Genomic DNA, 13,768 nt, shown 5'->3' with positions numbered 1-13,768 from the left:
CGGCCAGCCGCAGCCGCCGTACGGACAGCAGGCCCCCGGCCAGAGCCCGCCTCCGCCGCCCGGTTACGCGCAGCCCCAGGCTCCGCACGCGCCGGGCCCGCCGCCCGGCTACGGCCAGCCGACCCCGCCCCCGGGCTACGGTCAGCCGCCCGCGCCTCCCGGCTACGGCCAGCAGCCGCCCGCGTTCGGGCAGGTCCCGGGGCAAGCGGCCGGCTACGGAGTGCCCCAGGGCGCTCCCCAGGGCGCCGGCGTGTCGGCCGCGCTGGAGAAGTTCAAGGAGACGCCCACCGGGCAGCGCTGGACGCAGCAGAACAAGAAGCTGATCCGCGTCGACCTCGGCATCGGCGGCCAGCCCGTGCTCGCCCGCCAGGGCAGCATGGTGCTCTACCAGGGCAAGGTCGACTTCGGCTACAAGGGCGCCGGGTTCGCCGGGCGACTCGTGGGCAACGCGACCGGCCAGGAGATGCAGCTGATGCGCTGCACCGGCCAGGGCCAGGTGTTCCTCGCCGAGAACTCCACCAACCTGCACCCCGTCGAGCTCCAGGGGGACGCGATCTGCGTCTCCGCCGAGAACGTCCTCGCCTTCGACGAGAGCCTCCAGCACGAGGTCAGACGCATCGAGGGACACGGCATCCCCGGGGGCGCGCTGTTCACGATGCAGTTCCAGGGGACCGGCACCATCGTCGTGAAGACCCACGGCGAGCCCGTCGTCCTGCCGGTCACGCCGACCACGTTCGCCGACTGCAACGCGGTCGTCGCCTGGTCCGCCGCCGCCCAGGTGATCGTCTCCAGCCAGGTCCGGATGCGCCGCAACGCGTACCCCGGAGACACCGGGGAGAGCGTCAACCTGCAGTTCCGGGCCGCCCCCGGCAATTTCGTCGTCGTCCAGCCGTACGAGGTCTGAGGGAGCCCGTCATGAACCAGCCGCTCGCGGGCTACGCCCCCGCACCCGTCACCGCCCGCATGGAGAACCACGGCAACAACATGCTGAAGGTCGCCATGCAGACCGGAAGCGACCTCTTCGCGCGCGTGGGCTCGATGATCGCCTACGAGGGCTTCATCCAGTACGAGCCCAACCCGCCGGCCGTGCGCCAGATCGCGCGCGACTGGATGACCGGCGAGGGCGCGCCCCTGATGAAGTGCTCCGGAGACGGACTGCTCTACCTCGCCGACTACGGCGCCGACGTCGTCGTGATCAACCTCAACGGCGACGGGATCTCCGTCAACGCCACCAACCTGCTCGCCTTCGACACCTCTCTCACCTGGGGTGTGGAGCGGGTCAAGGGGCTGGCGAAGTTCGCCGGACAGGGCCTGTGGAACACCAAGATCAGCGGTCAGGGCTGGGTCGCGCTGACCTCCCGCGGCAAGCCGATCGTCGTGGACTGCGGCGGCGGCGATGACGAGACGTACGTCGACCCGGACGCGCTCGTCGCCTGGTCCCCGAACCTCAAGGTGAAGGGCAAGCGCAGCTTCAAGGCGCAGTCGCTGATCGGCCGCGGCAGCGGCGAGGCCTACCAGATGGCCTTCTCCGGGACGGGCATCGTCGTCGTCCAGCCCAGCGAGGACAGCACCGACCGACTCCGGTTCCGGGGCTGAGGGGGGAACACGACACCATGCAGAGCCCGCTTTTCGCGTTCAACGACTCGCAGTCCCAGGACCGCTACAGCCTCCAGAACAAGCAGATGCTGCGCATCGTCCTGGAGGGCCACGACGACATCCTCGCCCGCAAGGGCACGATGGTCGCCTACCAGGGGCTCGTCGAGTTCGACGCCGAGTACCAGAACACCCAGCAGGCCTACGCGCGTGCGGCCACCGGCGAGGGCCTCAGCCTGATGCGCTGCCACGGGCAGGGCACGGTCTTCCTCGCCAACCTCGCCCAGCACATCCACGTAGTGGATGTGGAACAGGACGGCCTCACCGTCGACAGCAGCTACGTCCTCGCGATGGACTCCTCGCTGCACCACGAGGTCATCGCCGTGGACAGCCAGTACGGCATCTCCGGCTCCGGGAAGTACCAGCTCAACATCACCGGCCGCGGCAAGGTCGCCCTGATGACCTCGGGCGCGCCCCTGATGATGCAGGTCACGCCCGACAAGTACGTCAACTGCGACGCCGACGCGATCGTCGCCTGGTCCACCGGCCTGCGCGTCCAGATGCAGGCCCAGACGCACTCCTCCGGGGTGTGGCGGCGCCGCGGCAACACCGGCGAGGGCTGGGAGCTGAGCTTCATGGGCAGCGGTTACGCGCTCGTCCAGCCCAGCGAACTCCTGCCCCCGCAGAACGCCGCGATCGGCCAGGGCCTCGCCGCGCAGTTCGGCATGGGCCAGCAGGGCGTACACGCCCAGAACCAGGGCAACGCCTGGAGCTGAGGTCCAGTAGTCGAACGTAAGGGGCGCCCGCCAGTGCGGGCGCCCCTTACACGTTCAGAGCCTGGCGCGCGTCGCCTCCAGCAGCCGCGACACCGACTCGTCGGCTACGGCGGCCACCTCGTCGTAGGGGAACCAGCGCAGGTCGAGGGACTCGTCGCTGATCTCCTGCACGGCACCCGGGGGCGCCACGACCGCGTACTGGACGTCGTAGTGGAAGTGGCAGGGCGCCGGGATCGGGTGCAGGTCCAGGCGGACCGGACCGCCCGGCAGCAGCGTGAGTCCGGTGATGCCGGACTCCTCCCTGGCCTCGCGCAGGGTCGCCGCCTCCAGGGAGGTGTCCTCCGGCTCGCAGTGGCCGCCCATCTGGAGCCACATCCGCAGCTTCTTGTGCAGGGTCAGCAGCACGCGACCCTGCTCGGGATCGATCACCAGGGCGCTCGCCGTGATGTGACCGGCGTGGCAGGACTTCCACATGCCGTCCGGGTGCGCGGCCAGGTGGTCCAGGTAGGCCTGGCGCAGCTCCGTCTGGTCCTCGTAGCTCTTGAGTACGAGGACCGCGTCGTCGTACAGGCTCACTCGGTGTCGTCGTCCTTGGAGTCCTCGTCCTTCTTCAGGTTCGGCTTCTCGCCGGAGCCGCTCGCCGCCTCGCCGAGCATCTTGTCCAGCTCGGAGAAGTCCAGCTGCTCGCGGTGCACGAAGCCGTCCGGGTCGTCCAGGTCGGAGGCCGTGGGCAGCATGTCCGGGTGGGCCCACAGACCGTCCCGGCCGTCGACACCGCGCGCGTCCGTGAGCGAGGCCCACAGGCGGGAGGCGTCGCGCAGGCGGCGCGGGCGCAGCTCCAGGCCGATCAGCGTGGCGAACGTCTGCTCGGCGGGACCGCCCGTCGCGCGACGGCGCCGCAGGGTCTCGCGGAGCGCGTCGGCCGACGTCAGACGCGGCTTGGCGGCCGCGTGGACCACCGCGTCCACCCAGCCCTCGACGAGCGCCAGAGCCGTCTCCAGACGGGCCAGGGCGGCCTTCTGCTCCGGTGTGTCCTCGGGCTGGAACATGCCCTGCTGGAGGGCGTCCTGCAGCTGCTCCGGGTTCTGCGGGTCGAACTGGCCGACCACGTCCTCCAGCTTGGCGGTGTCGACCTTGATTCCGCGCGCGTACCCGTCGACCGCGCCGTACAGGTGCGCGCGCAGCCACGGCACGTGCGCGAACAGGCGCTGGTGGGCCGCCTCGCGCAGGGCGAGGTAGAGCCGCACCTCCTCCTGGGGGACGCCCAGGTCCTTGCCGAACGCCTCGATGTTCAGCGGCAGCAGCGCGGCCTTGCCGACCGGACCGAGCGGCAGGCCGATGTCCGTCGAGCCGACGACCTCGCCCGCGAGCGTGCCCACGGCCTGCCCGATCTGCGTGCCGAACATGGCGCCGCCCATCGAGCGCATCATGCCGATCAGCGGGCCCGCCATGGCCTGCATCTCCTCCGGCAGGACATCACCCATGGCCGCGCCGACGCGCTCGGCGACCGGGTCCACGAGCTCCTTCCACGCGGGCAGGGTCGCCTCGACCCACTCCGCGCGGGACCACGCCACGGCGGATCCGGCGCCGGACGGCAGCGAGGTCGCGTCGTCCAGCCACAGGTCGGCGAGGCGGACGGCCTCCTCGACGGCGGTGCGGTCGGCGGGGCCGACGCTCGCGTCCTTGACGCCGTCCTGAGTGCCCTGGGAGACCGTCTGACGGGCGATCTGCTTGGCCATGTCCCAGTTCACCGGGCCGCCCTCGTACGAGAGCATCTGGCCGAGCTGCTGGAACGCGGCGCCCAGGTCGGTGGGGTTCAGGGAGCCGAACATGGCTGCGAGCGGATTGTCCGCGCCGGGGCCGCCAAAGCCACCGGCGCCGGGCAGCCCGCCAAAACCGAACGGGTTGGCCGGTCCCTGACCACCACCGCTCTCCTGGTCCTTCTTCTTGCCCTCGTCGCCGTCGTCCGGCTCCTCCGGCGGAAGGCCGAATCCGAATGGGGTGTCACTCACGGGATTCCTCGGCTGTTAAGGCCGCCGGTTCTCTCCGACGGCACGACTGCCCTTCAACACCACCCAGCGTAGACACCGCGGGCCGATCGGGCCTCGGTGCTTCGCCGAGACCTGGCCTGCGGCAGGATGGATGCCACCTGGTCCGGACGCGTCACGCGCGTCCGTACTGAAGACAACCGCTGGAGACGCCCGGTGAGTTCCCCAGATCCGCAGGTTCGCGCAGCGCGAAACCACTCAACCAGTCCCGCCGTGCGCGGGCCCGTCGTCGCGGTCACCGGCGCCGCGTCCGGAGTCGGGGCGCTGCTGACCGAGCGGCTCGCCGCGTCCGAGGAGATCAAGCAGGTCATCGCCATCGACGAGCGGCGCGGGGAGTGCGCGGCGGCCCAGTGGCACATCCTCGACGTGCGGGATCCGGCCATCGCGGAGAAGCTGCGCGGCGCCGACGTCGTCGTCCATCTGGCGCTGGACCTCGATCTGGAGACCGACCCGGCCGCCCGTTCGGCGTACAACGTGCGGGGGACGCAGACCGTGCTGACCGCCGCCGCGGCGGCCGGTGTCCACCGGGTCGTGCTCTGCACCTCGGCGATGGTCTACGGAGCGCTGCCCGACAACGAACTGCCGCTCTCGGAGGACGCCGAACTGCGCGCCACCGCGGAGGCCACCGGGGTCGGCGACCTCCTGGAGGTCGAGCGCCTCGCACGGCGCGCGCCCCGGGCGCACCCCGGGCTCAATGTGACCGTCGTCCGCCCCGGAGTGCTCGTCGGCGGCACCGACACCGCGCTGACCAGGTACTTCGAGTCACCTCGCCTGCTCGTGGTGGCCGGGTCGCGGCCCGCCTGGCAGTTCTGCCATGTCGAGGATCTGTGCAGCGCCCTGGAGTATGCCGTCCTGGAGAAGGTCGACGGGGAACTCGCCGTCGGCTGCGACGGCTGGCTCGAGCAGGAGGAGGTCGAGGAGCTCAGCGGCATCCGGCGCATGGAGCTGCCGTCCGCCGTCGCGCTCGGCGCCGCCGCCCGGCTGCACCGGATCGGGCTCACCCCGTCCCCGGCCGGCGACCTCGCCTACACGATGTACCCCTGGGTGGTCAGTGGCAGCCGGCTGCACGACGCGGGCTGGCGGCCGCAGTGGACCAACGAGGAGGTCCTCGCCGAGCTCCTCGAGGAGGTCGCCGGGCGGCACACGGTCGTCGGGCGACGGCTCGGCCGCAAGGACGCGACGGCGGCCGGTGCCGCGGGCGCGACGGTCGCGCTGCTGGGCGCGGCGGCGGTCGTACGACGGGCGCGCAAGGCCCGGCGACGGATCTGAGCAGCGCGAGCCGGGTAAAACGCCTGCTCCTGTAGGACGCTCCAAACAGGCACACGCGCGTGCCTGGTGAACGTGCTATTCCTCGCTGTCGGCGAGGTGCGGCACGATGGAGGCATGGCACCCACGATCGACCACCCCGGTGAGCAGGCCGCGCAGGATCCCGTCAAGCTGATCGGGATCCGGGACACGCCGCTCTCCGTGGACGAGGTCTTCAAGGCCGTCGGGGACGACGCGGCCGGTGGGACGGCCCTCTTCGTCGGGACCGTGCGCAACCACGACGGCGGAGCCGATGTCGACGAGCTGGGGTACTCCTGCCACCCCAGTGCCGAGGCCGAGATGCGCCGCGTCGCCGAGAAGGTCGTCGCGGACTACCCGGTGCGGGCGCTGGCCGCCGTCCACCGGGTGGGGGATCTGCGGATCGGGGACCTGGCGGTCGTCGTCGCCGTGTCGTGTCCGCACCGGGGCGAGGCCTTCGAGGCATGCCGGAAGCTGATCGACGACCTCAAGCACGAGGTGCCGATCTGGAAGCACCAGAAGTTCTCCGACGGCACCGAGGAGTGGGTCGGCGCCTGTTGACGCACGCTCACCGACTTCTCAGCCGCTCTCCGGTTGCGTAACCGGCCCCCTGCCGTGAGCGTTGTCAGTGGGGCTGGCTAATCTGCTGATCAGTCAGTTGAGTTCACTCATCCGGGGTTGGGAGGTCGGCATGGCGGCACTCGCCTGGTTGTTGATTCCGCTGGTGGCCGCGATAGGTGCCGGCCTGTGGGGCAGTTGGGCCAACAGAACCCGCAAGGTACGCAGCGACGGCCCGGAACTGGACGGCTACGCCCGCTTCCGTGAGGCCATGGAGAAGTCCCACTCGGGCACATGAACGGAAGCGCGGACGGAGAGCGGCCCTGACGGTGCGCTGACAGACGCGTCCCGTACTGTCGTGCCATGCCACGCCGCACCGCGACGATGCTCGCCTCCACCCTGATGCTGATCGCGCTCCTGTGCGCGGGAGTCCTCATCAACGTCCCGTATGCGGAGATGTCGCCGGGTCCGACGGTGAACACACTCGGGGACCACGACGGCGAGCCGGTGCTGCAGATCACCGGGCGCAAGACCTACCCGACGACCGGTCACCTGAACATGACGACGGTTCGGGTCACCAGCGCCGACTACAACATGAACCTCATCGAGGCCATGTACGGCTGGCTCGCCCACGACGACAAGATCGTCCCGCACGACACGCTGTACCCCGACGGCAAGACGGAGCAGCAGTCGACCCAGGAGAACGCCGAGGAGTTCAGCCAGTCCCAGGAGAGCGCCAAGGTCGCCGCCCTGGACCAGCTGGGCGTCCCGGTGAAGTCCTGGGTGATCGTCTCGACGGTCGTCAAGGGCACCCCGGCCGAGAACAAGCTGCACGCCGGTGACGTGATCAAGGCCGTCGACGGTACGACGGTGAAGCAGCCCGACGACGTCGCGAAACTGGTCACCAAGCACAAGCCCGGCGAGGACGTCGTGTTCACGATCGTGCCCGCCAAGGAGCAGGCCGACGCCGTGAAGGCGAACAAGACGGCGACCGCGACGAAGAACATCACGATCACCACCGCGACCTCCGACGACACCGGCACCAAGCGCGCCATCGTCGGCATCTCGGCCGGAACCGATCACACGTTCCCGTTCACCATCGACATCAAGCTCGCCGACGTCGGCGGCCCGAGCGCCGGCCTGATGTTCGCGCTCGGCATCTACGACAAGCTCACCCCGGGCGACCTCACCGGCGGCAAGTTCGTCGCGGGCACCGGCACCATCGACGACGAGGGCAAGGTCGGCCCGATCGGCGGAATCTCCATGAAGACGGTCGGCGCGCGCAGCAAGGGCGCCCAGTACTTCCTGACGCCGGCCGACAACTGCGCGGAGGCCGCCAAGGACACCCCCAGCGGCCTCAGGCTCGTCAAGGTCAACACCATCAAGGACGCGATCAGCGACCTCAAGCTGATCAACAGCGGCAAGACCGACGACCTCCCGAAGTGCAGCACCAAGGGCTGAACAAGCCTCTTCCTTAAGAAGACCCCTCTTTGAGAAGGCCCTCTTCAAGAAGACCTCGCCTACGACTCCGGGGGCGCCCTCAAGCAAAGGGCGCCCCCGGAGTCGTAGGAAAAGAACCGGAACCGGTCGGGGACGTCAGTCCTCGAAGGTCGCCGACAGGGCCTCCGCGAGGCCCGGGACCAGGGCGCCGCCGGTGAGGACCTCCGTGGGGGAGTCCTTCTCGCGCAGGCGCAGGGCCGAGTCGCGGGTGCCGTCGCGCAGGACCGCGACCGTCATCCGGACCTCCTGGCGGTCCGGGTGCTGGGCGACCCACTGGGTGAGCTTCTTCTCGCTCAGACCCTCGGGGACGGAGGCCTCGGCGGACGGCGGCAGCATCAGGCGCTCGACCGTGAGCGCGCAGCCGGCCACCGCGTCGGGCCAGGCGATCGTGCCGAGGAACTCGTCCAGCGGCTTTCCGGCCGGGATCTCCTCCTGCTCGATCGGGGTGAGACCGGTGGCCTCGGGCTCTTCCCGCAGGCCGAGTTGGGCCGCGAGGCCGGGTTCCTGGGCCCGCAGCCGCGCGGTGTCGACCAGGGCGAAGAGGCGAGCGGGCTGGTCCCAGCCGAGGCCGGAGGCGTACTCGTCGATCTCGAGTACGGCCCGGGTGAGGGGGTTCGCTGCCATGGGAGTGTTGGACATGGTCACAATCCTGCCTCGTTCATGGCCGGAATCGGGAACCGAGTAAACGGTGAGTAAGTTGCATAGGTGTGGGCCCGCGATCACGCGGGGCTACGGCGGGTCCGCGAAACCGGGGACCTGACGCAACGACAGCGACCAACAGCGAACTTCGAGGTGCGCACCTTGGCTTTCCAGATGCCGGACCGCGGCGGAGGCCCGCAAGGGCCGCGGATCAGAGTGGGCCGCCCGTCCCGGCGTGTCCGGACTTTGCTCATGACACTGGGCGTCCTTGCCGTACTCGGCATGGCGTTCACGATGTTCGCGGGCTTCTGGACGGACTGGCTCTGGTACCGGTCGGTGCATTACTCGTCCGTGTTCACCACCACCCTGACGACGAAGATCGGTCTGTTCTTCGTCTTCGGTCTGCTGATGGCGGCAGCGGTCGGGGTGAACATCTGGCTGGCGCACCGCCTGCGCCCGCCGCTCAGCGCCATGTCGATGGAGCAGCAGAGCCTCGACCGCTACCGCATGGGCATCGCGCCGTACAAGAAGTGGCTGCTGCTGGCGGTCACCTCTCTCGTCGGGCTGATCGCGGGCGCCTCGGCGTCGAGTCAGTGGCGGGTCTGGCTGATGTGGGTCAACGGCGTGCCCTTCCACCAGAAGGACCCGCAGTTCGGCCTCGACGTCTCCTTCTACGCGTTCGACCTGCCCTGGTACCGCTTCCTGCTCGGCTTCGGCTTCGCCGCCGCGATCCTCTCGCTGCTCGCCGCCGCGCTGACGCACTACCTGTACGGCGGCCTGCGGATCACCAGCCCGGGCGCGCGTGCCACGGCCGCGGCCACCGGGCATCTGTCGGTGCTGCTCGGCATCTTCGTCGCCCTCAAGGCGGTCGCCTACTGGCTCGACCGGTACGGACTCGCGGTCAAATCCAGCGACTTCAAGGCGACGGGTGACTGGACGGGCCTCAGATACGTCGACGCGAACGCGTATCTGCCGGCCAAGACGATCCTGTTCTGCATCGCCGTCATCTGCGCGCTGCTGTTCTTCGCCACCCTGTGGCGGCGCACCTGGCAGCTGCCCGTCATCGGCTTCGGCCTGATGGTGCTCTCCGCGATCCTCATCGGCGGCCTGTACCCGGCGATCGTCCAGAAGTTCACGGTCCAGCCGAACGAACAGGCCAAGGAAGCCCCGTACGTCCAGAAGAACCTCAAGGCGACGCGCGAGGCCTACGGCATCGACGACACCAAGGTCACGGAGTACTCGGGGACGAGCACCACCAAGGACAAGACCAAGCTGCGTTCCGACGTCGACTCCACGGCGAGCATCCGGATCGTGGACCCGAACGTCGTGTCGCCCACGTTCCAGCAGCTCCAGCAGATCAGGAACTACTACGCGTTCCCGACCAACCTGGATGTGGACCGCTACAGCGAGGACGGCAAGGACCAGGACACGGTCATCGGGCTGCGCGAGCTGAACCTCAACGGCATCCCGAAGAACAACTGGATCAACGACCACTTCCGCTACACGCACGGCTACGGCGTGGTCGCCGCCAAGGGCACCGAGGTCGACTCCGAGGGCCGGCCGGTCTTCACCGAGTCCGATCTGCCGTCCACGGGTGACCTCGGCAAGTACGAGCAGCAGATCTACTACGGCGAGAAGACCACCACGTACTCGATCGTCGGCGGTCCCCAGAAGGAGATCGACTACTCCGACGACAGCGGCGAGAAGACCACCAGTTACACCGGCAAGAGCGGGGTCAACCTCTCCAACCCGCTCAACCGGGCCGCGTACGCGGTGGCGTTCAACGAACCGCAGATCCTCTACTCCGGTGCCATCGGTGAGGGTTCGCGGATCCTGTACAACCGCACGCCCAAGGAGCGCGTCGAGGCGGTCGCGCCCTGGCTGACCATCGACGGTGACGCCTACCCGGCGGTCGTGGACGGTCGTATCCAGTGGATCGTCGACGCGTACACCACGAGCAACGGATACCCGTACGCCTCGCGGACGACCCTCGGGGACACCACGGCCGACTCGCTCACCGCGACCAACAACAACCGCGCGGTGGTGGCCCAGCAGAACCAGGTCAACTACATCCGCAACTCGGTGAAGGCGACCGTCGACGCGTACACCGGTGCCGTCAAGCTCTACCAGTGGGACACCGAGGACCCGGTCCTGAAGACCTGGATGAAGGCGTTCCCCAACACGGTCGAGCCCAGGAAGGACATCTCGTCCTCCCTGATGGCCCATCTCCGGTACCCGCAGGACCTGTTCAAGGTCCAGCGCGAGCTGCTCACCCGCTACCACGTGACGGACGCGCAGACGTTCCTCAGCGGCAGCGAGGTGTGGCAGGTGCCGGACGACCCGACCAACAAGTCGGGCAGCGCGGTGCCGCCGTACTACCTGAGCATGAAGATGCCGGACCAGGCCGCGCAGGCCTTCTCGCTGACGACGACGTTCACACCGAACGGCAGAGACAACCTCAGCGCCTTCATGGCCGTCGACTCCGAGGCGGGCACGCCTGACTACGGCAAGATCAGAATCCTGAAGCTGCCGACCAGTACGACCGTCGGCGGACCCAAACAGGTGCAGAGCGCCTTCAACTCCCAACAGGACATCGCCGAATCCATCAAGCTGCTCAAGGGCGGCGACTCCGACATCGAGTACGGCAACCTGCTGACGGTGCCGCTCGACGGAGGACTGCTGTACGTGGAGCCCGTCTACGTACGCGGTGGTGGACTCAAGTACCCGCTCCTGCGCAAGGTGTTGGTGGCCTACGGGAACAAGACCGCCTTCGAGGACACGCTGGACGAGGGGCTCAACAAGGTCTTCGGGGCGGAGACCACCACGACCCCGCCACCGGACGAGGGCACCACTACGCCACCGACATCCAGCGATCCCACGGTCCAGGCGGCGTTGAGCGACGCCCAGAAGGCCTTCGACGCCGGGCAGGAGGCGTTGAAGAAGGGCGACTGGGAGGCGTACGGCCAGGCGCAGAAGGATCTTCAGGCCGCGCTGAAGCGGGCCGAGGCGGCGCAGGCCGCAGCCGGCAAGAGCAAAGCCAGCCCGAGTGCCGGCAGCAGTCCGAGTGCCAGTAGCAGTCCCAGCAGCAGTCCGAGCAGTTCGAGTGGTTAGCGCAGCTCAGGCGGCAGTTGATCACTAGGTCAGAGGCCCACCCCGCACCGTGGTACGGTTGCAACACAACGGCGCGGGGTGGAGCAGCTCGGTAGCTCGCTGGGCTCATAACCCAGAGGTCGCAGGTTCAAATCCTGTCCCCGCTACTGATCGAGAAGGCCCGGATCCTTTCAAGGATCCGGGCCTTCTCGCTGTGCGAACGCATGTGCCGACGAGGGTGACGGCCGGGCCGCCGGGGGGAGTTGGTGAAACCGTGTTTCGCTTGTCTCTCTGTGGGCATGTCGACAAAACGCTGTAGAGACCTCACTGGCTGCGGTATACCAGGTGTACCCAGGTTGCAGGTGGTGCGACGATGGACGTTATGGGGGACAAGGCAACTCTGTTGGATACAGGGCGTTTTGTGCAGCCTTCCGACCGGGACGAGACCGGTGACGGAGAGGCTGTCGACGAGGCACGCACACGGCTCGCCGCACAGGCCGGCGACGTCGAGGCGACGAGTGTCCTCGGAGCGATGCTGCTGCGCCGCGGTGATCTCGACGGAGCCGAGCCGCTGCTGCGTGCCGCCACCGCCGAGGGCGACCGGGCCGCGGCCAACAACCTGGGTGTCCTCCTCCACCAGCGCGGATACACCGACGACGCCGCCGGCTGGTGGCGGATCGCGGCCGTGGCCGGTTCCGCCGCCGCCGCGCACGCGCTCGGCCGGTACCACCGCGAGCGCGGCGACGAGCCCGCCGCCGAGTACTGGCTGCGCCAGTCCGCCGAACAGGGCCACGCGCTGGGCGCGTACGCCCTCGCCGATCTGCTGGAGCACCGCGGGGACACCGCGGCCGAGCGCTGGATGCGGTCCGCCGCCGAGCGAGGGCACCGCGAGGCCGCGTACCGGCTGGCGCGGGCGATCGATCGCCGGGTGCCGCACGAGGACGAGCGTGCGTACCCGTACGAGTATCAGGGCGGGGGCGCGGGTGCGGGCAGGGACGGGGGCGACAACGGTGTCGTATCGGTCTCTGGAAGCTCTGGAGGTCCTGGTGCGTCCGGGGAGCCCGGGGACTCGGGAGGCGAGGCCGAGCAGTGGTACCGGCAGGCCGCCGCGCGTGGGCATCAGCGGGCCGCGCTGCAACTCGGGGCGATCCTGGAGCGGCGGGGCGAGCTCAAGGAGGCCGGGCGCTGGTATCTGACGTCCGCGAAGGACGGAGAGGCCCGCGCCGCCTGCGCGCTCGGGTTCCTGCTGCGCGACGCCGGCGACACCGAGAGCGCCGCCGTGTGGTGGCTCCGGGCCGCCCAGGACGGTGACGGCAACGCGGCCAACGCGCTGGGCGCGCTGCACGCCGAGCGCGGCGAGACGCAGACCGCCGAGCGCTGGTACCGGGCCGCGATGGACGCCGGTGATGTGAACGGTGCGTACAACCTCGGGCTGCTGTGTGCCGAGCAGACGCGTACCGCGCAGGCCGAGCAGTGGTACCGGCGGGCTGCCTACGCCGGGCACCGCGAGGCGGCGAACGCGCTGGCCGTGCTGCTGCTCCAGGGCGGCGACGCGACCGGGGCCGAGCCGTGGTTCTCCAAGGCCGCGGAGGCCGGGAGCGTGGACGCGGCCTTCAACCTCGGGATCCTCTTCGCCGGGCGCGGCGAGGAGACCGTCGCGCTGCCCTGGTACGAGCGGGCGGCGGCCGCCGGGCACACGGAGGCGGCGTTGCAGGTCGGGATCGCCCGGCTGCGGGACGGGGACGAGCGGGAGGCCGAGCGGCATCTGCGGTGTGCCGCGGGTGGCGGGAGCGCGGAGGCGGCCTACCGGCTTGCCTCGGTGCTCGATGCTCGGCCGGCTGGGGGAGCGCGGAGGCGGCCTACCGGCTTGCCTCGGTGCTCGATGCTCGGCGGCCGCCCGCGCCCGCGCATGAGCTGGGTGAGCAGGTGCACGAGAAGACCGAGTGCGAGGAGTGGTACGAGCGGGCGGCTTCTCAGGGGCATCGGCGGGCACAGGTGCGGGTCGGGATGCTGGCCGCTGCGCGGGGCGATGTCGTCGAGGCGGCTCGGTGGTACCGGGAGGCTGCCGAGGCCGGGTCTCGTAACGGGGCTTTCAATCTTGGGCTGTTGTTGGCTCGGGAGGGGAGTGAGCCGGAGGCTGCGGTGTGGTGGGCTCGGGCGGCTGATGCGGGGCATGGGCGGGCGGCGTTGCGGTTGGCGCTGGTGTGGGCGCGGCGGGGGGAGTTGGCGGAGGGGCGGCGGTGGGCTGATCGGGCCGTTTCGCTGGGGCCGGCTGAGGTG

The 13,768-nt window shown here is 69.7% G+C and carries 11 protein-coding genes, 1 tRNA gene and 1 pseudogene; 10 read left to right on the top strand and 3 right to left on the bottom strand.

Features of this window, described 5'->3' with window-relative positions; translation table 11 throughout:
- From JHN63_RS38000 to JHN63_RS37990, 3 genes are all read left to right on the top strand, one after another.
- Positions 1-904: AIM24 family protein (locus tag JHN63_RS38000; protein ID WP_200689629.1), on the top strand; the 904-nt coding region annotated here is incomplete at its 5' end.
- 11 nt (positions 905-915) lie between these two features.
- Positions 916-1,596: an AIM24 family protein gene (locus JHN63_RS37995; RefSeq protein ID WP_019072125.1), complete on the top strand. Its 681-nt coding sequence runs from the start codon at positions 916-918 to the stop codon at positions 1,594-1,596.
- Positions 1,597-1,613: 17 nt separating this feature from the next.
- Complete coding sequence (locus tag JHN63_RS37990; RefSeq protein ID WP_033282040.1) at positions 1,614-2,369, top strand: AIM24 family protein; 756 nt, start codon at positions 1,614-1,616, stop codon at positions 2,367-2,369.
- Between the two features lie 54 nt (positions 2,370-2,423).
- Here the strand turns inward: JHN63_RS37990 and JHN63_RS37985 are convergent, their stop codons facing one another.
- Positions 2,424-2,945 (bottom strand): NUDIX hydrolase, encoded by a 522-nt coding sequence (locus JHN63_RS37985; RefSeq protein ID WP_200689628.1) that lies wholly within the window; start codon positions 2,943-2,945, stop codon positions 2,424-2,426.
- Positions 2,942-4,381 (bottom strand): zinc-dependent metalloprotease, encoded by a 1,440-nt coding sequence (locus JHN63_RS37980; RefSeq protein WP_200689627.1) that lies wholly within the window; start codon positions 4,379-4,381, stop codon positions 2,942-2,944. Before JHN63_RS37980 ends, JHN63_RS37985 begins: the two co-directional genes overlap by 4 nt.
- Positions 4,382-4,573: 192 nt before the next feature.
- Here JHN63_RS37980 and JHN63_RS37975 point away from each other — a divergent pair, with 192 nt between their 5' ends.
- From JHN63_RS37975 to JHN63_RS37960, 4 genes are all read left to right on the top strand, one after another.
- On the top strand, positions 4,574-5,686 hold the full coding sequence (locus tag JHN63_RS37975; RefSeq protein ID WP_200689626.1) for an SDR family oxidoreductase: 1,113 nt from the start codon (positions 4,574-4,576) through the stop codon (positions 5,684-5,686).
- Between the two features lie 114 nt (positions 5,687-5,800).
- Positions 5,801-6,262, top strand: a complete 462-nt coding sequence (locus JHN63_RS37970) for a molybdenum cofactor biosynthesis protein MoaE (RefSeq protein WP_200689625.1) — start codon at positions 5,801-5,803, stop codon at positions 6,260-6,262.
- 130 nt (positions 6,263-6,392) lie between these two features.
- Positions 6,393-6,557: a hypothetical protein gene (locus tag JHN63_RS37965; RefSeq protein WP_169389425.1), complete on the top strand. Its 165-nt coding sequence runs from the start codon at positions 6,393-6,395 to the stop codon at positions 6,555-6,557.
- 65 nt (positions 6,558-6,622) lie between these two features.
- Complete coding sequence (locus tag JHN63_RS37960; RefSeq protein ID WP_200689624.1) at positions 6,623-7,720, top strand: PDZ domain-containing protein; 1,098 nt, start codon at positions 6,623-6,625, stop codon at positions 7,718-7,720.
- Positions 7,721-7,855: 135 nt separating this feature from the next.
- Here the strand turns inward: JHN63_RS37960 and JHN63_RS37955 are convergent, their stop codons facing one another.
- Positions 7,856-8,398, bottom strand: coding sequence for a PPA1309 family protein (locus tag JHN63_RS37955; protein WP_200689623.1), 543 nt, complete (start codon positions 8,396-8,398; stop codon positions 7,856-7,858).
- A 174-nt stretch (positions 8,399-8,572) separates the two neighbouring features.
- On the opposite strand from JHN63_RS37955, the gene JHN63_RS37950 reads away from it, so the two are divergent.
- From JHN63_RS37950 to JHN63_RS37940, 3 genes and pseudogenes are all read left to right on the top strand, one after another.
- The gene (locus JHN63_RS37950) at positions 8,573-11,509 is read left to right on the top strand and encodes a UPF0182 family protein (protein WP_234478309.1); all 2,937 of its coding nucleotides are present in this window, start codon (positions 8,573-8,575) and stop codon (positions 11,507-11,509) included.
- 72 nt (positions 11,510-11,581) lie between these two features.
- Positions 11,582-11,655 (top strand) — tRNA-Met (locus JHN63_RS37945).
- Positions 11,656-11,861: 206 nt separating this feature from the next.
- Positions 11,862-13,768, top strand: a pseudogene (locus JHN63_RS37940) (tetratricopeptide repeat protein); the annotation flags it as partial.

This window comes from Streptomyces sp. MBT65, assembly GCF_016612545.1.
Lineage (GTDB): Bacteria > Actinomycetota > Actinomycetes > Streptomycetales > Streptomycetaceae > Streptomyces.
Note: the sequence above shows the minus strand (reverse complement) of the source record. Positions and strands in the feature narration are given on the sequence as shown.

Coding starts and splice junctions, on each gene's coding strand:
- JHN63_RS37995 (WP_019072125.1), top strand. CDS start 916: ATGAACCAGCCGCTCGCGGGCTACGCCCCCGCACCCGTCACCGCCCGC.
- JHN63_RS37990 (WP_033282040.1), top strand. CDS start 1,614: ATGCAGAGCCCGCTTTTCGCGTTCAACGACTCGCAGTCCCAGGACCGC.
- JHN63_RS37970 (WP_200689625.1), top strand. CDS start 5,801: ATGGCACCCACGATCGACCACCCCGGTGAGCAGGCCGCGCAGGATCCC.
- JHN63_RS37965 (WP_169389425.1), top strand. CDS start 6,393: ATGGCGGCACTCGCCTGGTTGTTGATTCCGCTGGTGGCCGCGATAGGT.
- JHN63_RS37960 (WP_200689624.1), top strand. CDS start 6,623: ATGCCACGCCGCACCGCGACGATGCTCGCCTCCACCCTGATGCTGATC.
- JHN63_RS37955 (WP_200689623.1), bottom strand. CDS start 8,398: ATGTCCAACACTCCCATGGCAGCGAACCCCCTCACCCGGGCCGTACTC.
- JHN63_RS37950 (WP_234478309.1), top strand. CDS start 8,573: ATGCCGGACCGCGGCGGAGGCCCGCAAGGGCCGCGGATCAGAGTGGGC.